This window comes from Cryobacterium sp. 10I1 (genome assembly GCF_035019805.1).
Lineage (GTDB): Bacteria > Actinomycetota > Actinomycetes > Actinomycetales > Microbacteriaceae > Cryobacterium > Cryobacterium glucosi.
This window is the reverse complement of the sequence record NZ_JASJVF010000004.1, coordinates 1-19,989: the sequence shown is the minus strand read 5'-3', so window position 1 is coordinate 19,989 and position 19,989 is coordinate 1. Positions and strand designations below refer to the sequence as shown.

The 19,989-nt window shown below is 66.2% G+C and carries 20 protein-coding genes; 7 read left to right on the top strand and 13 right to left on the bottom strand.

Features of this window, described 5'->3' with window-relative positions; genetic code table 11:
* Window positions 1–6: 6 nt before the first annotated feature.
* Window positions 7–567 (bottom strand): GtrA family protein, encoded by a 561-nt coding sequence (locus QN345_RS01160; protein WP_323504267.1) that lies wholly within the window; start codon window positions 565–567, stop codon window positions 7–9.
* A gap of 106 nt (window positions 568–673) precedes the next feature.
* On the opposite strand from QN345_RS01160, the gene QN345_RS01155 reads away from it, so the two are divergent.
* Window positions 674–1,981 (top strand): hypothetical protein, encoded by a 1,308-nt coding sequence (locus QN345_RS01155; protein WP_323504268.1) that lies wholly within the window; start codon window positions 674–676, stop codon window positions 1,979–1,981.
* A gap of 169 nt (window positions 1,982–2,150) precedes the next feature.
* On the opposite strand, the gene rfbA is transcribed toward QN345_RS01155, so the two are convergent.
* Together rfbA and QN345_RS01145 are read right to left on the bottom strand one after the other, a co-directional pair.
* Window positions 2,151–3,017 (bottom strand): glucose-1-phosphate thymidylyltransferase RfbA, encoded by an 867-nt coding sequence (rfbA, locus tag QN345_RS01150; RefSeq protein ID WP_323504269.1) that lies wholly within the window; start codon window positions 3,015–3,017, stop codon window positions 2,151–2,153.
* 2 nt (window positions 3,018–3,019) lie between these two features.
* A complete protein-coding gene (locus tag QN345_RS01145) occupies window positions 3,020–3,628 on the bottom strand; it encodes a dTDP-4-dehydrorhamnose 3,5-epimerase family protein (RefSeq protein WP_134558227.1) in 609 nt (202 codons plus the stop codon).
* Window positions 3,629–3,702: 74 nt separating this feature from the next.
* Here QN345_RS01145 and rfbB point away from each other — a divergent pair, with 74 nt between their 5' ends.
* The 3 genes from rfbB to QN345_RS01130 are packed head-to-tail and all read left to right on the top strand — an operon-like array spanning window position 3,703 to window position 6,685.
* Window positions 3,703–4,692: a dTDP-glucose 4,6-dehydratase gene (gene rfbB / locus QN345_RS01140; RefSeq protein ID WP_323504270.1), complete on the top strand. Its 990-nt coding sequence runs from the start codon at window positions 3,703–3,705 to the stop codon at window positions 4,690–4,692.
* Window positions 4,689–5,543, top strand: a complete 855-nt coding sequence (rfbD, locus tag QN345_RS01135) for a dTDP-4-dehydrorhamnose reductase (protein WP_323504271.1) — start codon at window positions 4,689–4,691, stop codon at window positions 5,541–5,543. Before rfbB ends, rfbD begins: the two co-directional genes overlap by 4 nt.
* Window positions 5,540–6,685 (top strand): glycosyltransferase family 1 protein, encoded by a 1,146-nt coding sequence (locus QN345_RS01130; RefSeq protein WP_323504272.1) that lies wholly within the window; start codon window positions 5,540–5,542, stop codon window positions 6,683–6,685. The genes rfbD and QN345_RS01130 overlap by 4 nt, the downstream gene beginning before the upstream one ends.
* 72 nt (window positions 6,686–6,757) lie before the next feature.
* Here QN345_RS01130 and QN345_RS01125 read toward each other — a convergent pair whose 3' ends face one another.
* The 4 genes from QN345_RS01125 to QN345_RS01110 form a co-directional block, all read right to left on the bottom strand.
* Window positions 6,758–8,002, bottom strand: a complete 1,245-nt coding sequence (locus QN345_RS01125; protein WP_323504273.1) for a hypothetical protein — start codon at window positions 8,000–8,002, stop codon at window positions 6,758–6,760.
* 558 nt (window positions 8,003–8,560) lie between these two features.
* Window positions 8,561–9,922, bottom strand: coding sequence for an LCP family protein (locus QN345_RS01120; RefSeq protein WP_323504274.1), 1,362 nt, complete (start codon window positions 9,920–9,922; stop codon window positions 8,561–8,563).
* Entirely contained in the window at window positions 9,919–10,386 is a 468-nt protein-coding gene (gene purE, locus QN345_RS01115; protein WP_323504278.1) for a 5-(carboxyamino)imidazole ribonucleotide mutase, read from the bottom strand. The genes QN345_RS01120 and purE overlap by 4 nt, the downstream gene beginning before the upstream one ends.
* A 104-nt stretch (window positions 10,387–10,490) precedes the next feature.
* Window positions 10,491–11,627: a 5-(carboxyamino)imidazole ribonucleotide synthase gene (locus tag QN345_RS01110; RefSeq protein ID WP_322189442.1), complete on the bottom strand. Its 1,137-nt coding sequence runs from the start codon at window positions 11,625–11,627 to the stop codon at window positions 10,491–10,493.
* 122 nt (window positions 11,628–11,749) lie between these two features.
* Here QN345_RS01110 and QN345_RS01105 point away from each other — a divergent pair, with 122 nt between their 5' ends.
* The gene (locus tag QN345_RS01105) at window positions 11,750–12,274 is read left to right on the top strand and encodes a GtrA family protein (protein ID WP_322136414.1); all 525 of its coding nucleotides are present in this window, start codon (window positions 11,750–11,752) and stop codon (window positions 12,272–12,274) included.
* On the opposite strand, the gene QN345_RS01100 is transcribed toward QN345_RS01105, so the two are convergent.
* Both QN345_RS01100 and QN345_RS01095 read right to left on the bottom strand, forming a co-directional pair.
* Window positions 12,230–12,790, bottom strand: a complete 561-nt coding sequence (locus QN345_RS01100; RefSeq protein ID WP_322136415.1) for a PH domain-containing protein — start codon at window positions 12,788–12,790, stop codon at window positions 12,230–12,232. The two genes, QN345_RS01105 and QN345_RS01100, sit on opposite strands and share 45 nt — an antisense overlap.
* A 7-nt stretch (window positions 12,791–12,797) precedes the next feature.
* Window positions 12,798–13,679: a biotin--[acetyl-CoA-carboxylase] ligase gene (locus QN345_RS01095; protein WP_322189441.1), complete on the bottom strand. Its 882-nt coding sequence runs from the start codon at window positions 13,677–13,679 to the stop codon at window positions 12,798–12,800.
* Window positions 13,680–13,854: 175 nt separating this feature from the next.
* Here QN345_RS01095 and QN345_RS01090 point away from each other — a divergent pair, with 175 nt between their 5' ends.
* Together QN345_RS01090 and QN345_RS01085 are read left to right on the top strand one after the other, a co-directional pair.
* Window positions 13,855–15,468: an acyl-CoA carboxylase subunit beta gene (locus QN345_RS01090; RefSeq protein ID WP_416172932.1), complete on the top strand. Its 1,614-nt coding sequence runs from the start codon at window positions 13,855–13,857 to the stop codon at window positions 15,466–15,468.
* Window positions 15,469–15,477: 9 nt separating this feature from the next.
* Window positions 15,478–15,741: a hypothetical protein gene (locus tag QN345_RS01085; RefSeq protein WP_322189440.1), complete on the top strand. Its 264-nt coding sequence runs from the start codon at window positions 15,478–15,480 to the stop codon at window positions 15,739–15,741.
* Window positions 15,742–15,995: 254 nt separating this feature from the next.
* On the opposite strand, the gene QN345_RS01080 is transcribed toward QN345_RS01085, so the two are convergent.
* From QN345_RS01080 to QN345_RS01065, 4 genes are all read right to left on the bottom strand, one after another.
* Complete coding sequence (locus tag QN345_RS01080) at window positions 15,996–17,036, bottom strand: hypothetical protein (RefSeq protein ID WP_322140663.1); 1,041 nt, start codon at window positions 17,034–17,036, stop codon at window positions 15,996–15,998.
* Window positions 17,036–18,352 carry a sensor histidine kinase gene (locus QN345_RS01075; protein ID WP_322189439.1) on the bottom strand — a complete coding sequence of 439 codons (1,317 nt, stop codon included), beginning with the start codon at window positions 18,350–18,352 and terminating at the stop codon, window positions 17,036–17,038. The genes QN345_RS01080 and QN345_RS01075 overlap by 1 nt, the downstream gene beginning before the upstream one ends.
* Window positions 18,339–19,043 carry a response regulator transcription factor gene (locus QN345_RS01070; protein ID WP_322189825.1) on the bottom strand — a complete coding sequence of 235 codons (705 nt, stop codon included), beginning with the start codon at window positions 19,041–19,043 and terminating at the stop codon, window positions 18,339–18,341. Before QN345_RS01070 ends, QN345_RS01075 begins: the two co-directional genes overlap by 14 nt.
* Window positions 19,044–19,160: 117 nt before the next feature.
* The coding region (locus QN345_RS01065) for a class I SAM-dependent RNA methyltransferase (RefSeq protein ID WP_416347647.1) at window positions 19,161–19,989 on the bottom strand (829 nt) is incomplete at its 5' end.

Below are 19,989 nucleotides of genomic sequence, written 5' to 3'. Positions count from 1 at the left end.
CCGGCCTTACTTTCCTGCCGGCACGGCACTCGCCGCGACGGCGTTGCTTTCGCTGACGTCCTCGGATTCCAACTCCGCCCGGAGTGTCCGGGCGGTGAGACCGTCCGAACGAGTGGGTGCATAGACCCAGAACCGGTAGAGGAGAAAACGGAAACTGGTGGCGATCACCAGTCCGATGACGTTCGCCGAGATGTTGTCGGCGAGGAGGCTGGTGAACCCGAATACGTAGTGCGAGAGATAGAGGCAGAAGAGACTGATCCCCATGCCCACCAAGGCAATCACGCTGAATTCGACGAATTCGAGGATGAAATTTTCCCTACGGTGCTCCCGGAACGTCCAATAACGGTTGCCCACCCACGTCACGACCGTGGAAATGGTGACCGAGACGATCTTCGCTCCGAGCGGGCTCTGAAAGAAGTGATCCTCCCCCAGCGCTCCAACACTCAACAGGTTGAAGACGCCGACATCGATGGCGTAACCCAGTAGTCCGACGACGCCGAACTTGAGTGCGTATCGCAGAATCCGCTCGTATAGAACGAGGGCCGCGCGGTGCAGTGATGACGCCACGAGACCTCCGAGGATGGTTGATTGGCAACTTTGGTATGCTACCAGACCCCCGCCGCGGCAGGCCGCCGTCGATGGCCGTGCCCTAAGTTCGATATGTTTGCAGCACATGTCCAGATACGAATCAAATCCCGGTCTCGCTGCGCGAACGGTGCCCAGGTGGCTCATCGGACCGCAGGCTGTTCACTACTTCGCACTCGTCGCCAGTTTTGTGCTGATCCTCTTCATTGGTAGAACCCAGTGGTTCTTCGGCGACGACTGGGCCATTCTCGCCCCCAGGCTCGACACAGATTTCATGCTCCCTCATGTCGGTCATTGGAATCTCATACCGGCCGTATTGTTTCCACTGCTCCGCAACTCGATCGGACTCGACAGCTACCTGCCGTTTCTCGCCCTTGCTGTCATCGCTCATCTCGCAGTGGTGCACGTGGTCTGGCGAATTCTGAGTCGGATCGGTGTGCTTCCCTGGCTCGCGACGCTGCTGAGTATCTTTCTAATGCTCCTCGGCGCCGCTTCTGAGAATCTCCTCTGGGCATTCCAGTTTGGGTTTATGGGAGCGATCGCGCTCGGTCTGGGCGCGATCCTTCTTCTCGACCGCAAACAACTCACCATCACTGCACGAGTATCTATCATCGTGCTGTCGGTCCTCGCGCCCATGTTTTCCGGAACCGCGATTCCCGTCTTGGTTGCGGCCGGCCTCGTCGGATGGTTCCGGCATGGCTTTCGGCGCACAGCCTTTCTCCTCCTTCCCGCAGCTGTCATCTACCTCTCCTGGTACTGGGACTTCGGCAGACTCTCAGCTGTGCCCGCGTCCGGGATACATTCAGTGGCGGATGTCGACTCGGCACTGCAGTTCTTCTTCGCAATGTTCGGTGTCGGTTTCGGGCATGCCCTTCCCCTCATCGTGCTTGGCGTCATTCCGTGCCTGGCAGTGGTCAGCTGGTTCTTCGTCAGCGTCCGCATCGGAGTTCGCTCGCCTCAGCTGATCGCCTATGCGCTTGCAATCGGTTCTGTAGTGTTCGCAGCACTCACGACGTACTCCAGGATGAACCTGGGCATTTCAACGGCCGGATCCAGTCGCTATGCATATGTGTTGATCACTCTCCTCGTTCCGGCATTTGGGGTCATTTTGAACTCCGCATCAATCAAAGGACGAGTTCAGAGGGCACTCGTCTATGCTCTCGTTCTCTGCCTTATCGGCTTCAATGCCATGTTTTTGAGGGATGACGCGCATCGGCAGGCGGACCGAGAAGCGACCAGCCGCGCCCGGATCGAAGGGGCTCTGACCCAGATCAAGAACGGCCAATTCGACCCGGCAGAATTATCGAAGCCGATCGACGATCAGTGGTCTCCGGACTTGCTTGGCTCAGATTTGACGTGGCTCTACGAGCACGGTCAGATCACCCCGGCAAAATAGCACTGCCGCGCTAGGTACACCCGGCCGGGACGTTGGTGACACTTCGGGCTTGTGCCCACGGCCGCCGGCCTCATCAAACCGCACTGCTGCTACAACACCGAACGCATCCACACCGGCATCGGAACAACCCCCATCAGTCGAGTGGCACCAACGTCATGACTCAGTACAGCTAGACGGAAGCGACCAGGCTGCTCAAGTACTTCCCGTAGCCGCTTTTCTGGAGAGGGGCCGCGAGCACGGCAAGCTGCTTGGTATCGATCCAGCCGGCGCGCCAGGCGATCTCTTCGATGCAGCCGACCTTGTGGCCTTGGCGGTCTTCGATGACGCGCACGTACTCGGAGGCCTGCATCATCGACTTGAAGGTGCCGGTGTCGAGCCAGGCGGTGCCGCGATCGAGAACCTGGACCTGGAGCTTGCCTGCCTCGAGGTAGCGCTCGTTGACAGTGCTGATCTCCAATTCGCCTCGAGCGCTGGGCTCGATGGACTTGGCGATCTCGATGACGGAGTTGTCATAGAAGTAAAGACCCGGAACCGCGTAGTTGCTCTTGGGCTTGGCCGGCTTTTCCTCGATAGAGATGGCGGTCATGTTGTCGTCGAATTCGACGACGCCATAGGACGTGGGGTTACTGACGTGGTAGGCGAAGATGCGTGCCCCGTCTATTTCGGTGTTGTTGCGCAGGGCGGAGCCGAGGCCGGCACCGTGGAAGATATTGTCGCCGAGGACAAGGGCGACGCTGTCGTCGCCGATGAACTCCTCGCCGATGATGAACGCCTGGGCGAGACCGTCCGGGGATTCCTGAACGGCGTACTCGATGCGGATGCCCAGGGTGGAACCGTCGCCGAGGAGGGCCCGGAACTGGTCGTTGTATTCCGGGGTCGTGATGACGAGGATTTCCTTGATCCCGGCCATCATCAACGTCGACAAGGGGTAGTAGATCATGGGCTTGTCGTAGATGGGCATCAGCTGCTTGGAGATGCCCTTGGTGATCGGCCACAGGCGTGTGCCGGAGCCGCCGGCGAGGATGATTCCGCGCATGTCTAGTTTCCTTCGTTCAGTGCCGCGTAGAAGGCCTTCGCGTCTGCCCAGGTCGGGAGAAGCCCGTTCGCGGCGGACTCGGCCAGCCCGGGGGCGTCGGTGTCTTTCGGGGAGAGCAGGAGTTCGCCGGCCTCGGGCGGGAACACCAGGCCGATGTCGGTGTCGAGCGGGTTGATGCCGTGTTCGCGGCCCGGGTTGAACGGGGCCGTCACGAGGTAGCTGACGGTGGCGTTGTCGGTCAGGGCGACGAAGCAGTGCCCGATTCCCTCGGCGATGTAGACGGCACGACGGTCGGTGTCATCGAGGAGGACGCTGTCCCACTGGCCGAACGTCGGTGAACCGACCCGGATGTCGATGATGTAGTCGAGGACGGCGCCATAGGTCGCGGTGACGTACTTGGCCTGGCTCGGCGGAATGTCCGCGAAGTGGATGCCGCGCACCGAACCACGCTTGGAGACACTCGTATTCGCCTGCACCACGTTGAGCTTGTGCCCGATCGACTCCTCGAGGCGGTCGAACCTGCCCCATTCCAGGAACACCCCCCGGTCGTCGCCGAACTGCTTCGGAGTGATTTCGTAGGAATCGGGGATGGAGAGTTCGCGGATCTGCACGCGCAGAAGTCTACCAAGCGGGTACCGGTAGCATTGAAGCGATACTTTCAGCAAACGGAATGGTCACCTCTTATATGAAGATCCTCGTTACCGGCGGCGCCGGTTTCATCGGCTCCAACTTTGTTCGTCGCACCATCGAAGACGCCTACCCGGGTCTGGAAGGGGCCGAGGTCGTCGTCCTGGACGCTCTGACGTATTCGGGCAACCTGGCCAACCTTGCGCCGATCGCCGATTCCCCCCGGTACTCGTTCGTGCACGGCGACATCCGCGACGCGGCGTTGCTCGACACGATCTTCCCGTCCCTGGACGCGGTTGTGCACTTCGCGGCCGAGTCACACGTGGACCGGTCCGTGCGCGACGCCTCCATCTTCGTCGAGACCAACGTTCTCGGCACCCAGCAGCTCCTCGACGCCGCGCTCCGCCATAACCTGGCCCGGTTCGTGCACGTGTCCACGGATGAGGTCTACGGGTCGATCGCGGAGGGCTCCTGGAACGAGGAACGCGCCCTGGAACCCAACTCCCCGTATTCCGCGTCCAAGGCCGGCAGCGACCTGCTCGCCCGCTCATACCACCGCACCCACGGGTTGAACGTGTCGATCACGCGCTGCTCGAACAACTACGGCCCGTACCACTTCCCCGAGAAGGTCATCCCGTTGTTCGTGACGAACCTGATCGATGACAAGCACGTTCCCCTGTATGGGGCGGGCAACAACATCCGCGACTGGCTGCACGTGGACGACCACACCCGCGCGATCGCGATGGTCCTCGTCGGCGGTCGCGCCGGAGAGATCTACAACATCGGCGGCGGCACCGAACTGACCAACCTCGAACTCACCCAGCTGCTGCTGGACTCCACCGGCAAGGACTGGTCCTACGTCGACCGGGTCGCTGACCGACTCGGCCACGACCTGCGCTACTCGGTGGACATCACCAAGATCCAGGCCGAACTCGGCTACGCCCCGCAGGTCCCCTTCGAGAAAGGCCTCGCCGACGTCGTGCAGTGGTACCGCGACAACCGCACCTGGTGGGAACCCCTCAAGGCCCGCGCAGCACTGAGCTCATGACCCGGTACCTGATCACCGGCGCCGCCGGGATGCTCGGCCGCGACCTGCAGAAAGCCCTGACCGGGCGAGACGTGACCGCATTCGACCGTGGCGAACTCGACATCACCGATGAAGCCGCCGTCCAGGCGGCCGTCACCGGGTTCGACGTCGTGATCAACGCGGCCGCGTACACGAAGGTCGACGACGCCGAAACGAACGAGGACGCCGCCTACCTGCTGAACGCGGTCGGACCGCGCAACCTCGCCCGCGCCGCGAAAGCAACCGGTGCGCGCCTCGTGCAGATCTCTACCGACTACGTCTTCGAAGGCAACGCCGAGTCCCCCTACCAGGAGGACGCACCCGCCGCACCGATCTCCGCCTACGGGCGCACCAAGGCCGCCGGCGAGGAATTCGTCCTCGCCGAGAACCCGGGCAAAACCTACATCGTGCGCACCGCATGGCTCTACGGGAAGAACGGCCCGAACTTCCCCAAGACCATGCTGAAGCTCGCCGCCACCCACCCCACCCTGAACGTGGTCGAGGACCAGGTCGGCCAGCCCACCTGGACCGTCGACCTCGCCACGCAGATCGTCGCCCTGCTCGACGCGGATGCCCCCGCCGGCATCTACCACGGCACCAACTCCGGTGTCACGAGCTGGTTCGGCTTCGCCCAGGCCGTACTCGAAGCCAACGGCCTGGAACCCGCCCGGGTGCACCCGACCGACGGGGCCTCCTTCGTGCGGCCGGCACCCCGCCCGGCCTACTCCGTACTCGGCCACGATGCCTGGACCACAGCCGGACTCACCCCCATGCGCGACTGGCACGACGCCCTCACCCAGGCCGTGGCCGAAGGCGTCCTCGAAACCGAATGATCACACTGCGGGTTATCGTCGACCAGATGATCGCGCCGGTTCCCGGCGGGATCGGTCGATACACCGAGGAGCTGACCCGGGCGCTCATCGCGAGCGCTCCGCTCAACTGCGAGGTTGAGGGGATCGTCTCCGCGTCGCAGCCCGAGCAGTACGCCGCCATCGAGGCGGCCCTGCCCGGGCTCGCCGGGCTCTACAAGACAGCACTCCCCCGCCGAGAGCTCGCCGCGGCGTGGCAGCTCGGGGTGACCACTTCCCCCGGGCCCGGCATGATCCACGCGCCGGGCCTGATGGCTCCGCTGCGCCGTCACGACCGGGTGAACGACCACACGCAGGTCGCTTTGACCGTGCACGACGTGCTCGCATGGACGCATCCTGAGGCACTGACCCCGACGACCGTTGCCTGGACGAAAGCGCGGATGAAGCGGGCGCGGAAGCACGCGGACGCGATCGTCGTGCCGAGCCATGCCGTCGCCGCGCAACTCGCGGAGATCGTCGACCTCGGCGACCGGGTGCGCGTCATCGGGGGCGCCGTCGGCACCGGCTTCCGGCTGCCGTCCAACTCTTCGGCCACTGAGCTGCTCGCCACGGCACTCGACCTGCCGTCCGAATACATCGTGACCGTCGGAACGCTCGAGCCGCGTAAGGGCGTCACAGCCCTCATCACGGCCCTCGGCCTGCCCGGCGCTCCGGACCTTCCCCTGATCGTCGTCGGACCGGGCACCTGGGGCGAAGTCGACCTCGGTTCCGTCGCCGAAGAGGCCGGACTCACGCCGGGACGGGTGCGGGCGATGTCCGCGCTCACCGACGAGGAACTCGCCGTCGTGATCGCCCGCGCGAACGTGCTGGTCGTCCCGAGCCTCGAGGAGGGGTTCGCGCTGCCCATCATCCAGGGCTTCCACCTCGGCACCCCGGTCGTGCACTCCGACGCTCCCGCTCTCCTCGAGGCAGGCGGCGATGCCGGTCTCGTCGTCGAGCGCGAGGATGCCGCCGGGTACCCCGAACGCCTCGCCGAGGCAATCGCCCGGGTCCTGACCGACCGGGCCCTCGTCCAGAGGCTGCGCGTCTACGGCGGCGACCGGGCGAAGGCTTTCAGCTGGCGGGATTCGGCCGAGCGTGTCTGGCAGCTGCACGCCGACCTGTAGGTGCCGAGCAAGGCATCCACGCACACAGTCTGTGAAACCGTTGGCCGTGGGCGCCGGTCTCATCCCTGGTCACTAGCGGGCGCCGCGCACCACGTCGCATGTCGTCAGGACTTTCCATCCACCAGGTGCGATTGGCAACCCAACGGCCTGCGATCCTGGGAGCGTGCGGCACGCCTGTTGAGCCTCTGCGACTTCAGCAACCCACGCACGCTGTGGTTCCCGAGCTGTTACCGCAAAATCAGGTAAAGCAATGATCGAAAGAAGCGCTATCAGCACGACTCCAGCGGATGCGCCCACGATGAGGCTCTTTCTTCGCTGCTTCCATACTGCCGCCGCCGCCGCCAGGCTAATGAGAACCAAAGTTATGGGAAGTATGGAGTATCGACTGCCCTCCCAGGTGATACCGGTGGCGGGATCAAACTTCGTAGTCCACCGGATTGACGCGGATGCGGCGAAGAAGACGAGTGCGGTGCCCGTGGACAAGAACGCGAGACCGCCCAGCTGCCCACCGCGCAGCATAGTCCAGACCACCGCCGTTAGAACGAGAATTATGGCCATTAACAGGGAAAGAACTCCCCAGCTCAGGTATGCCGCCGCCGCCCCCGACTCGCCACTCAGTCCAACGAGGAATACCCGGAAGATGGTCGAGCGGACCAACCCTGGAACGGTCGGCAGCGCCCTGGCCTCACCCAAACTCGAGCCCAAGACCACTTCGAGTTGTATGCCGAGACTCACGAGATAGATCACAGGGACAACCAGCTGGCGCGGACTCCGCAATGCAATGAGTCTCACGAGAACGATCGGCAGAAAGACTCCAGACAAGGGATCGCTGAGAACGGCAAGAGCAACGACGACTCCTGACGCGATCAGAATCGCCGGATGATGCTGGCTCGTCACAAGCACGACGATCAGCCCAACTAGAAGATACCAATGCGAATTCGCAAGGCTGCCAATGACCTCGACGTTTGCGATGGGCAACGTGACAACGCCAAGCCAGACAGCGAACCTGGGTACTTTGGCCGGTATCCGTGGCTGAAGCAATATGTAGACGAAGGCTGAAACGAAGGCCGTCAAAAGGCACGCCGCGACGGTCAAAGCTAGGGGAACATAGGCCAATGGCACAACGTTCACCGCGATCGAAGCAACTATTCGAGGGAAGGCGTGCATGTACCCGGCGTAGGGCTCGAGAAATGACGCCAAAGGACTGCCTTCGAGAGCCCGGGCAACGAAAACCGCGCCGTCTTCGGCCCATAGAACATTGCGGGAGCCAGGGGGTAATCGACTGTAGGTGGTGATGAAGCCCAGGATGAGGAGCACAAGCCAAGTCGGCACAAACTTCAGCCAGGTCGAGTGAGCGTCTTCGGGGCCGAAGAGCCAATCACCTATCGGTCGAAGACGCCGTTGCGCTCGGGATACCCGAGTCCGCGCGCCTGAAACGATCCGCGGCCCCTGGGCTAATAGCCTCATGGCGTCCTGGTTTCCAACATCGCGACTCTGGTCCCTTGTTTCACGGTATTCCCGAGCACGTACACGGGTGCGTCGTGTCCTCTGTCCGCGTCGCAGGCTGCCATTTTCGCCGCACCGAGACGCCCTCCAGTCGCACGCAAGAGAACATCAGGCAGATCTTCACAAGTGTGTCAATGCACGGCGGAAATCATGAGGCCCTTGTTCAGCGCGGCGGGACGGTCGAGGTTACCATTCTTCCACGCCGCTCAGTAGGCGCCGTACTCGCAGCCGGAGTTGCGCATGCCGACGGTCAGGGGATGACTGGGGTTCTCGGCGGTGACGCGCCAGATGATCTCGGTGTCGGTATCGGTCTCACTGCACTCGAACGCCGTGGTGCGGCGGGTCCAGAATGGGGAGAAATGGATACCGCTATGGGGTGGGTGTCGCCGTGGCCGGGGTGAGGGCGGCGTCTATCAGTGACCTGATCACGTCGTAGTCGGGATTCTCCGGGTCGACGTTGTTCGCCGGGGTCAGCTCGACCGTGTTGATCGGGTGGGTCTTGGACTTGGCGGCGAGCGTCACGAAGTAGCCGAGCATGCTCTGCGGGATGTCGGTCTTGACGACCTGGGACCCGGCTGAGGCCACGGACTCGAACTTGGCGAGCACGTTGGCGGGGCTGGCCTGGGCGAGGATCGCCTCCTGAAGCTGGTGCTGGCGCTCCATGCGACTGTAGTCGCTCGTGCCGTGCCGCGAGCGGGCGTACCAGAGTGCGTGGTAGCCGTCCATGTGCTGCATGCCCGGCTCGAACCAGAACAGCACGGTGGTGAAGGTGTCGTCGGTGTGGACCGGCACGCGTTCGGTCACGTTGATGTCGACGCCGCCGAGCGCGTCGATGAGCTCGGAGAAGCCCTGCATGTCGATGAGCCCGTAGTACTGGATGGTCAGCCCGGTGATGCCCTCTGCGGCGTCCCGCATGCCCTCGATACCGGGCTCGCTGCCGGCATCGATGGCCTTCGGGTACATCTCGGGGCTCTTCAGCTCGACCTCGGTGTAGATCGAGTTGAGCATGCACGCGTCGACCCGGCAGGTGTCGTGGTATCCGTATCCCTTGGGATACTCGGCGGCGAGCGGGGAATTCGCTACGAAGGGCACGTATGCGAGGTTGCGGGGCAGGCCGATCATGGTGACCTGGCCCGTGGTCGCGTCGATGCTCGCCACGGTGATGCTGTCCGGGCGGAGACCAGACCGGTCGGCTCCGGCGTCGCCGCCGAGAAGCATGATGTTGTAGCGCCCGTCAACCGGAGGGACCGTCGGCCCGGCCACGAAGACCGAGGACAGGAAGTCGCTCGCCGTCGCGGCGACGTAGGCGCCGTAGCCGGCCGTTCCGGCGATGACGACCATGATCACGGTCGCGAATCCGGCGATGAGGGGGCGGGCACCGGGGCCCGCCTTGACGAGGCGCACGAGCCGGAGGGTGTCGAGGGTCAGCACGACCCAGACGATGCCGTAGAACACCAGTACCGCTGCGGCGACCCAGAGCCCGATCGAGTTGGTGAAAGCCGTGAGCACGAACTCAGGCCAGAACAGGTAGGCGAGCCCCACGATCACGACAAGGCCGATCAGGGTGAACGTGCAGCGCAGGCCGAACCGGCCGAGGCTGCGACTGCCGGCGAGCACTTGCGCCGAGCCGGGCAGGACGACGTTCAGCAGCACGAGCCACCAGGCCCGTTTTGTCATCACACGGGCGGACCCGGATTCCGGGTTCCTGATCGGATTGGTGGCGATGCTCATAGCTTGGCTTGGAGATCCGAATTCTTCTGTTCGACCTGTGCGGCAAGGTCGAGTGCGTAGGCGAGGAGCTTGTCGTGCAGGCCGGCGTCGGAGAGGGCCAGGATCTTCACGGCGATGAGCGCCGCGTTACGGGCCCCGCCGATGGAGACGGTCGCGACAGGCACTCCGGCCGGCATCTGCACGATCGAGAGCAGGGAGTCGAGGCCGTCGAGCCGGCTGAGTGGAACGGGAACGCCGACCACGGGAAGCGCGGTGACGGCGGCGAGCATGCCGGGGAGGTGCGCTGCACCGCCGGCGCCGGCGATGATGACCTTGAGGCCGCGCCCGTGGGCGTCTTCGCCATAGGCGATCATCTTCCTGGGCGTGCGGTGCGCGGACACCACCTGGACTTCGTAGTCAATCCCGAAGTCGCGCAGGAGCTGCGCGGCGTCGCTCATAACCGGCCAGTCGGAATCGGAGCCCATGACGACGCCGACGAGCGGCGCGTGCGGCACCGGGGGCGTTTCTCGGTTCTCCGACAGCGGGGTGGTTGCTATGGGGTTCTCGGGCACGCAGTCGATCTTAGGTGTCAGTCCTGAAAAAACGCCGCAGTGGCACGCGCTTCATAGGCGACGTCGTCCAGATCCGCCCCTCCCACGGTGACATGGCCGACCTTGCGGCCGGGTCGCGGGTCCTTCCCGTAGTTGTGCACCTTCGCCGACGGATGCGCGGCGAAAGCCGCCGGATACCGATCGGCGAGCGTGCCTTCAGCGGGTCCGCCGAGGATGTTCACCATCACCGACCACTCGTCGCGCGGCGTCGTCGCACCGAGCGGGAGGTCGAGGACGGCACGGAGGTGCTGTTCGAACTGGCTCGTGGTCGATCCTTCGATCGACCAGTGGCCGCTGTTGTGCGGGCGCATCGCCAGCTCATTGATCAGGAGGCGCTCATCCGTCGTCTCGAAGAGCTCGACGGCCATCACGCCGCACACGCCGATGCCCTCCGCGACCCTGACGGCGATGTCGGCGGCGACCGCCGCGAGTCGTCCGCTCGACAGCGGCGCGGGGGCGATCACTTCTGCACAGACGCCGTCGCGCTGCACGGTCTCGACGACGGGCCAGACGGCGACCTGGCCGGACGGGCGCCTGGCCACGAGCTGGGCCAGCTCCCGGGTGTACGGCACGTGCTCCTCGACAAGCAGGGCGCCGCCGTTGGCGTCCTCGGCGAGCGCGATGAACCAGTCGTCGACCTCGTGCTTGTGCGTGACCACCCGCACGCCCTTGCCGTCGTAGCCGCCCCGCGGCGTCTTGACAACGGCGCGGCCGCCGTGGTCGGCGATGAAGACGGCGAGCTCAGCCGTGTTCTCGACAGCCGCCCAGTCCGGAACCGGGAGCCCGAGCTCGCCGAGGCGCCGGCGCATCTCGATCTTGTCCTGGGCGAAGACGAGGGCCTCCGGTCCCGGGCGCACGGTGACCCCGCGGGCGACGAGTTCACGGAGCACGGCCTGGGGCACGTGCTCATGGTCGAAGGTGATCACGTCGACGGTCTCGGCGAAGGCGAGGACCGTGTCGAGGTCGTGATAGTCCCCCACCCTCGTCGCGGCGAGGCCGGCCGACATGCCGTCGGCCTCGGCCAGGACACGCAGGTCGATCCCGAGGTTCACCGCAGCGGGGATCAGCATCCTGGCCAGCTGGCCGCCCCCGATTACGCCGACTGTCGTGCTCATTTCGTCACCGATTTCTGTGCGACCCTTCATTTTCGGACGCACCGATTTTCAGTCTGAGGCGGTGTACGCGCCGTAGACTCGTGGATTGTTGTTCTATCTTCGCCCATAGACCGGATGGATGTATGCCGATTACCTCGGGAAAATCAGCACGGCTCGTCGCCCTCGCGATTCAGATCGCGAGCTTCGGCGCCGTGGGACTCGTCGGCTTCGCCGTCGACTTCTCGGTGTTCAATCTGCTCCGCACCACGGTCTTCGATCCGCACCTGGTCCACGCCGGGCCGATCTACGCCAAGGTCGTCTCGACCATCCTCGCCATCGCCGTGAACTGGATCGGGAACCGGTACTGGACCTTCGGCAAGAGCCGCCAGTCCCAGACCCTCCGCGAAGGAATCGAATTCTTCGGCGTCAGCCTCGTCGGTATGGGCATCGGACTCGCCTGCCTGTGGGTGAGCCACTACGTGCTCGGCCACACCAGCGTCGTCGCCGACAACATCTCCTCGAACGTGATCGGCCTCATCCTCGGCGCGATCTTCCGCTTCGTGCTCTACCGCTACTGGGTCTTCGCCCCGCACCGTCGCGTTGTCGCTCCGGTGACGGCGAGCCTAGCGACCATTCCAGATGGTCGTCTGGTCGGCAGCGAACGCTGATTCCTCGCGCCGCCGCGAATCGAATCCGGTCTGCGACTGCTCGATGAGGTCGTGCAGCACGCGCTGCACCAGGGTCGCATTGGGAACGTCCTTCAGCACGAGCGGCCGTTCGGAGCCGGAGGCGATGATCACGTCGCCGGAACCGCTCAGGGTCTGCAGCCAGGTCGTCCGCACCCTCACGTCGTAGCCACGGCTGTGCAGCAGCTCCTGCCGGGTCCGCACGAAGAAACCGCGCCGGAAGATGATGCGCCGGGTCGTGATCGTGTACCGCCGGTTCAGCCAGGACGCGAGCGGCAGGAGCCAGACCAGCACGACGACCGCAGCCGCGACCCAGAGCAGGGCGCTGTCCTGCCACGGCTCCGCGAGGTTGCCGTAGAAATACCCGGTTGCCGTGCAGACGCCGACCAGCGCAAGGGTCGGCCAGAGCAGCACGCGACCGTGCGGGCGCAGCGCGGCCACGACCCGTTCGGCCGGAGCCCCCGGATCTGCCGGGCCCGTCCCCCTGTTGTTCGTCATGACCCTATTAATACCTCAGGTGGGTCACATCGCCCGCCGCGACGGCCTGCGGCTCGCCGGTGGCCTGGTTCTCCACGATCAACCGGCCCGACTCGTCGAGCGCGATCGCGACCCCGACGAGGTCGTCACCGCCGGGCAGTTGCACCCGCACCTTCGAGCCGAGGGTGCCGCACAGTGCCGTGACGGTGCCAAGGAGACCGCTCGCGACCGGGTCCCCGTTCACCGCGAGGAACTCGGCCGTGAGACGGGAGAGTTCGATGAGGTAGCGGGCGAGCACGGCATCCGCCTCGGGGGCCCGGCCGGTCACGAGCAGCAGCGAGGTCGAGGTGAGCGTGGGCAGGTCGTGTTCGTCGAGCGAGAGGTTGAGGCCCGTGCCGATCACGAGCCCGCGGGTGTCCGGCAGCAGCTCTGAGAGGATGCCGGACACCTTGTAGCCGTCGATCAGCACGTCGTTGGGCCACTTCAGGGTGACCTCGTGGGCGGGGTGTTCACCGTCGTCGGGGCCGGCGGCCGACGTGCCGGCGGACGGGGCGCCCGCGACGAGGCTCGCCTCGACCTCTGCGCGCACGGCGATGGTCATCGCGGCGCCGGCGAGGAGCGGGAACCAGCCGAAGCGATCCACCGGGAGCGGGGTGCCCTCGCCGGCGCCTGTTCCGACGAGCGGGCGCAGCAGCACGGAGATGGCGAGCGACTTGCCGGTGGGGGCGAGCCAGGTGCGGCCGAGCCGGCCCCGGCCGCGGGTCTGGTTGTCGGTGACGACGGTCGACAGGTGCGGCCAGCCGGCGGCATCCGCCCCCGTCGCGTGGCCGACGAGCACGTCGTTCGTGGACCCGGCCTCGTCGAGGTAGTCGAACCGGCTCACCGCCTCACGGCTGAGTGGAAACTGCATCTGACCTACTTCCGCTTCCTGCAATTCTCCCGGAAGATGCCCCCGATGCCACATTTTGAACCGAATTTGCGGAATCTGCAGGAGTTATGCCCGCCCGGGGGAACAGAACGGCCAGCGATCGGGCCGGGTTTTGTAGGGTTTCGTCAACGGTCCGGGCCGAGGGCTGGCCGGTAGAGTGAACGGCGTGAGTGACAATTCGCCCGTTTCGGGACCAGATCTGTACACGACGGCTGGAAAGCTCGCCGACCTCAAGATTCGCTATCACGAAGCCGTGACCGCGAGCGGTGAGGCGGCGATCGAAAAACAGCACGCCAAGGGCAAGATGACCGCGCGCGAGCGTATCGAGCTCCTTCTCGACCAGGGCTCGTTCGTCGAACTCGACGAGTTCGTGCGCCACCGCACCCACGGCTTCGGCATGGAGAAGAAGCGGCCGTACGGCGACGCGGTCGTCACCGGCACCGGCACGATCCACGGGCGCCAGGTCGCGGTCTACTCGCAGGACTTCACCATCTTCGGCGGATCGCTCGGCGAGGTGGCCGGCGACAAGATCATCAAGGTGATGGACCTCGCCCTCAAGACGGGCGTGCCGATCATCGGCATCCTCGACTCCGGCGGAGCGCGCATCCAGGAGGGTGTCGTAGCCCTCGGCAAGTACGGCGAGATCTTCCGCCGCAACACCGCAGCCTCCGGCGTCATCCCGCAGATCTCGATCATCTGCGGCCCCGCCGCCGGTGGCGCGGTCTACTCCCCCGCACTCACCGACTTCGTGATCATGGTCGACAAGATCAGCCAGATGTTCGTCACCGGCCCCGACGTGATCAAGACCGTCACCGGCGAAGACGTCGGAATGGAGGAGCTCGGCGGCGCGCTCACCCACAACAAGGTCTCCGGTGTCGCGCACTACCTCGCGAGCGATGAGGCCGACGCGCTCGACTACGCCCGCACCCTGCTCGGTTTCCTGCCCGACAACAACCTCGCCGAGCTTCCGGTCTTCGACAGCGACGTGGAGCTCGAGACGACGGATGCCGACCGCGCGCTCAACACGATCATCCCTGACTCGCCGAATCAGCCATACGACGTCAAGACCGTGATCGAGCACATCGTCGACCGCGGCGACTTCCTCGAAACGCAGCCGCTGTTCGCCCCGAACATCGTCGTCGGCTTCGCCCGCGTCGAGGGCCGGTCCGTCGGCATCGTCGCCAACCAGCCCAACGCCATGGCCGGGACGCTCAACATCCAGGCCGGCGAGAAGGCCGCCCGTTTCGTGCGGTTCTGCGACGCGTTCTCGATCCCGATCCTCACCCTCGTCGACGTTCCCGGCTTCCTGCCCGGAACCGATCAGGAGTGGACCGGCGTCATCCGCCGCGGCGCGAAGCTGCTGTACGCCTACGCAGAGGCGACGGTGCCGCTCGTGACCGTGATCCTGCGGAAGGCGTACGGCGGCGCATACATCGTGATGGGTTCCAAGCAGCTCGGAGCCGATATCAACCTCGCCTGGCCGACCGCCGAGATCGCCGTGATGGGTGGCCAGGGCGCCGTGAACATCCTCTACCGCGCCGAGATCAAGAAAGCCGAAGCCGCGGAGGAGGACGTCAACGCCGTGCGCACCCGCCTCGCCAACGAGTACACCTACAACGTCGCGAGCCCGTTCCTCGCCGCCGAACGCGGCGAGCTCGACGGGATCATCGAGCCGGCAGCCACCCGGGTCGCCATCACCAAGGCGCTGCGTGCCCTGCGCACCAAGCGCTCGAGCCTGCCGCCCAAGAAGCACGGTAACATCCCGCTGTAGGGAGCGACCATGGCAGACGAAGAGAACGCCCGACCGGACGCACCGGAGGACACCCCCGCGGATGCTCCGGCGCACCTGCGGTTCCTGACCCGCGGCATCAGCCCGGTCGAGGCCGCGGCCGTGTCCGCCGTGCTGCACGGCCTGCTCCGCGAGGAGACCGGCAGCCTGCACAAGAAGCCGACCGGCGCCCGCAGCGGCTGGCAGGCCGGCCAGCGGGCCATCCGGCCGCCCTTCGTGTCCGGGCAGAGCAGCTGGGGCGAGTTCCGGGCCTGAACCGTCCGGGTCCTGGCCGGTCCCCCTAAATGCCGACTTTTGAATTGCGAACGGCTCGACCACTATAGATATTGCTAGGTGTCGCTCACTGAGTTACACAGCCAGAATTCGTCGACTAGGGTAAGCAGGCGAATTCTGGGGGCACGTCAGGGTGACATTCGGGTTGTCGCCCTGGCACAACGTAAAAAGGGGACCAGCCTTCGGGTTGGTCCCCTTTTTTTTGCGTTCCGGGCCGGTCCGTTCCCCGCAGGCCCTCAGGCGCCGAGGGCGGATGCCGTGGCCGGGTCTCTGGGGATCTCGAGCCAGAGGTCGACCTCGGGCTCCGGTGAGTCCTGTCCCAGGGCGCTCAGCCGGGCATCAGCACTGCTGAGGCCGACCACGGTCACGGCCGTCGCCGACCCTTCCCCCGCGGTGCGTGCGATGATCGTGTCGGCCGTCGATTCGCCGATGGCGGCGGCGAGCTGATTGAGGACGGTTTCGAGCTCGGCACCGTCGAGGTCGTCGATCGTGCCCTCGTCGAGAAGCGTCACGATGCCGCCACGGCGCCTGGCCGTCATCACCTGCTCGCGCACGGCGTCGTTGAGCAGCTTGCGGCCGCGGATCTCGTCCCGCACGGCGGCTTCGAGGTAGCGGCACTCCTGGCGGTCCTCCGCGTCGAGCTCGCCGCGCTTGTCGATGATGCGGCGCAGCATGGGGGACGCGAGGCGCAGCGTCTGCGCGAGGCGCACCTGGCGTTCGAACAAGTGCGCTTCCTGGGCGGCCTGCCACTCCGTCGCCTCCCGCTCCGCGAGCGCATACTGGCGGGCGTCACGCCCCGCCTTGGCGAGGGCGCGGGCGAGGAGGACGGCAACGGTCACCCAGACGACACTCCCGATCACGCCCATGTCGAGCAGCTGGGCCGGGCCGGCCCAGATGATCGTGTGCACGACGAGCGCGCCGACACCGACCCAGGCGAGCGCCGTTCGGCGGCGCGTCGCCGTGATCGTCATGAGAGTGCCGACGGCGGCGACGTACCAGGTCGCGTAGCCGTTCCTTGCGGAGCCGTCGAGCTGGCTGCCGACGAGGAGCGGGATCACGACGCAGACCGCGACGTTGAAGAAGGCGAGCGCAAGGCCCATCCGCATCGGGCTCGACGGCCAGAGGCTCAGGACCGTCGCGAGTGCGTAGAGCGCGAGCGCGATGATCGTCGGTCCCGGGGTGCGCGGCAGGTCGATGGAGTAGATGCCGAGCACGACGTGGTACGCCGAGAAGAGGCCGGCGAGGAACAGGACGAGCCCGCGCGGGACGGTGATCATCAGGGGGTCACCCCGCCGTCCTTCGGCCACTCGATGGTGATCGTGGTGCCCTGCCCCGGCGTGGAGCACACCGACACGGAGCCGCCGACGCTCTGCATCCGCTCCGCGATCGAGATGCGCAGGCCGAGGCGCGCGCTCGGGACGAGGGCCGGGTCGAAGCCGACGCCGGTGTCGGAAATCTGGATGGTGCATCCGCCCTGGCTGTTCGCACTCATCGTCAGCACCCGCTCGGGATCGGGCGCACCTGGGCCTGCGCCGGCGTGCTCCACGCTGTTGGCCATGGCCTGGACGGAGGCCGCGAGGATCGCCTCGGAGACGTGCGTGGGCACGGCGAGCTTCGGGATGGAGCACTCGACGATCGTGAACGGCCGGGCGAGCCGGGAGGCCGCGAGGCGGATCTGCCCGGCGAGCTCGGAGAAGCTCACCGTGCTGTCGTCGACGGCCGGGGTGATCGCTGCGTCCGTGAGGCGCTGGAGGGCGTCGGTGGCCATCCCGGAGGCGAGCTGCGCGGCCTTCGGGCTGCCGGCGGCGGCCGCGGCGAGGAACGTCGCGAGCACGCTGTCGTGCACGATCGAGTCCACCTGCACGCGCTCGACCTCGGTGGCGTGCTGGCGCACGGCGTTCGCGTACTTGTTGAGCGCATTCGTCTGCGCGGCGTCGACGGAGGCTGCCGTCTGCCGCAGCATGAAGATTATGATCAGGAGGACCTGGCCGAGGAGCGTCGCGTAGACGGCGTCGAGGGAAGCCAGCAGCGCATCCGCGTCACCGCCGGAGGGCAGCGAACGCACGATCCCGTAGGCGAGCGGGGCGGCGAAGGTGTACGCGCACGCCCAGCCGAGCGGGAACGAGATGGCCGCGCACGAGGTCGCGACCGTGCAGACGTACCAGAGCCAGGGCTTCCCGTCGAGGACGGCCGCCGGGTCCCGCATCAGGAACGGCCACCCGATCAGGGCGACGAAATACACGAGTGCAACGGCGCCGGTCGTGATGCGCACTCCGACCTTGGTGATCGAGGCCACTACGACGGCTGCGACCGCCACGGCGAGGGCGACCGGCATCGCGACGCCCATGACCGGCAGCCGCAACGGGATCTGCTGCAGCATCGCCGGGAGGGCCTGCAGGGAGAAGACGACGGCGACCCCGGCGACGGACCGGGAGATTACGACCTCGATCCGGGACCGGCTGATCGGGTTGCGGGGCTGGCGGATGCCGGGCGCCCGGATGCCCTCCGCCGCGACGGGTACGAGTTCCAGGCGGTCGGGAGGCAACCGTGTCGGGAGCTGCGGGATCGTGCCCGCTGCTTCAGCCGCGGCCATCTCCGCCATCCGGGTCCAGCCCCGGCAGGATTCCGTCTTCAACGGCCCGGCGCAGCAGGTCGACCTTCGTCGGCGCGGGACGCCCGACCTCGACGTACTTCACGCGGATCCGGTCGAGGTACTCCCGCGCGGTCGAGTGCGCGATGCCGAGCTGCATGGCGACCATCTTGAGCGGAAGGCCGGAGGCGTAGAGGTGCAGCACGTCCCGTTCCCTGCGGCCGAGCTGGGCCTTGGCGAAATCGCGGTCGGCGTCGATCGCGGTCGCCCATTCGAGGTTGTTGAGCACGTCGCCGCGTGCGACCGAGGCCACCGCGGCCATCACTGTCGTCGTCGGCGACGACTTCGGGATGACGCCGGCGGCGCCCGCAGCGAGGGCCTCGCGAACGAGGGCGACCCTGTCGGCGATGCTGTGCACGAGCACCGATGCGCCCGTGCTCTGGGCCAGGTGCACGTTGTCGGTGACGAGGGAGCCGTCGCCGAGGGAGAGGTCGAGCACGATCACGTCGCAGGGACGTCCGCCGATCCCGTCGACGAGTCCCTGGACGGTCGCCGCGGTTGCGACGACCTCGTAACCGACGTTCTCGCAGGCGGCCTGGATGCCGAGGCGGACGGATTCGTGATCGTCGGCGATGCCCACCCGGACCGGGTGGTCGAGCGGCGTACGCGCTTCAGCGGCGTGCGTCGAACCCAGGGTCGCACCGGCAGGGCCGGCGGGGGCATCCGCCGTCGTGGTCGGAGAGGTCGCGGGTGTTGTCGGGTGCGTCACTTGTTCCTACATTCTTCCATTGCACGTACACGTCAACGATAGCTATTTGGACAGCAGGGCGACGGCTTCGACGTGATGAGTGTTCGGAAAGAGATCGAACGCGCGCAGCTTCCGCAGCTCGTATCCGTGCCCGTTGAGGAGGGCGATATCGCGGGCGAGGGCGACGGGATCGCAGGCCACGTACACGATCTGCTTCGGGGACAGCACCGCGAGCTGGTCGATGACCTCGTGGCCTGCGCCGGAACGCGGCGGGTCGAGGACGACGGTCGCCGCCTGGTGCTTCGCCCGTTCGGCGGCGCTCGCGTCCCGGACCAGGCCGGCCAGGAAGCGGTCGACCCGGTCGGTGCGAACGCTCGCTCCGACCCATTCCGCGAGGTTCTCTGCGGCGAAGTCGGTCGCGTGCGCGTCGCTCTCGACGGAGGTGATCCGGACAGTGCTGCCGAACTTGTCACCGACGGCCGCAGCGAGCAGCCCGACGCCGCCGTACAGGTCGAGGTTGGTGGCACGGGGGTCGAACAGCTCGGGATCGATCAGGTCCTGGACGGCGTGGTACAGGGTGTCCGCAGCGCGGACGTGCACCTGCCAGAACCCGCCGGCGTCGAGACGGAATTCCCGGTCACCGACGACCTCACGGATCAGGGTGCGCGGGGTGGCCTTGGGCTTACCGCGCGCGTCCGGCTCCGAGACGAGGATCTGCACGGTGCCGAGGCTCGGGGAGACGACGTCGACTGAAGCCGCTCCGGGGAAACGCTGGTCGAGCGGGGCGGCCGCTTCGAGCATCCGCTCGGCGAGGGGAAGATCGCCGACGGGGATCACCCGGTGGGAGCGGGCCGCGTATGGGCCGACCGTGCCGTCTTCGTCGACGTGCAGG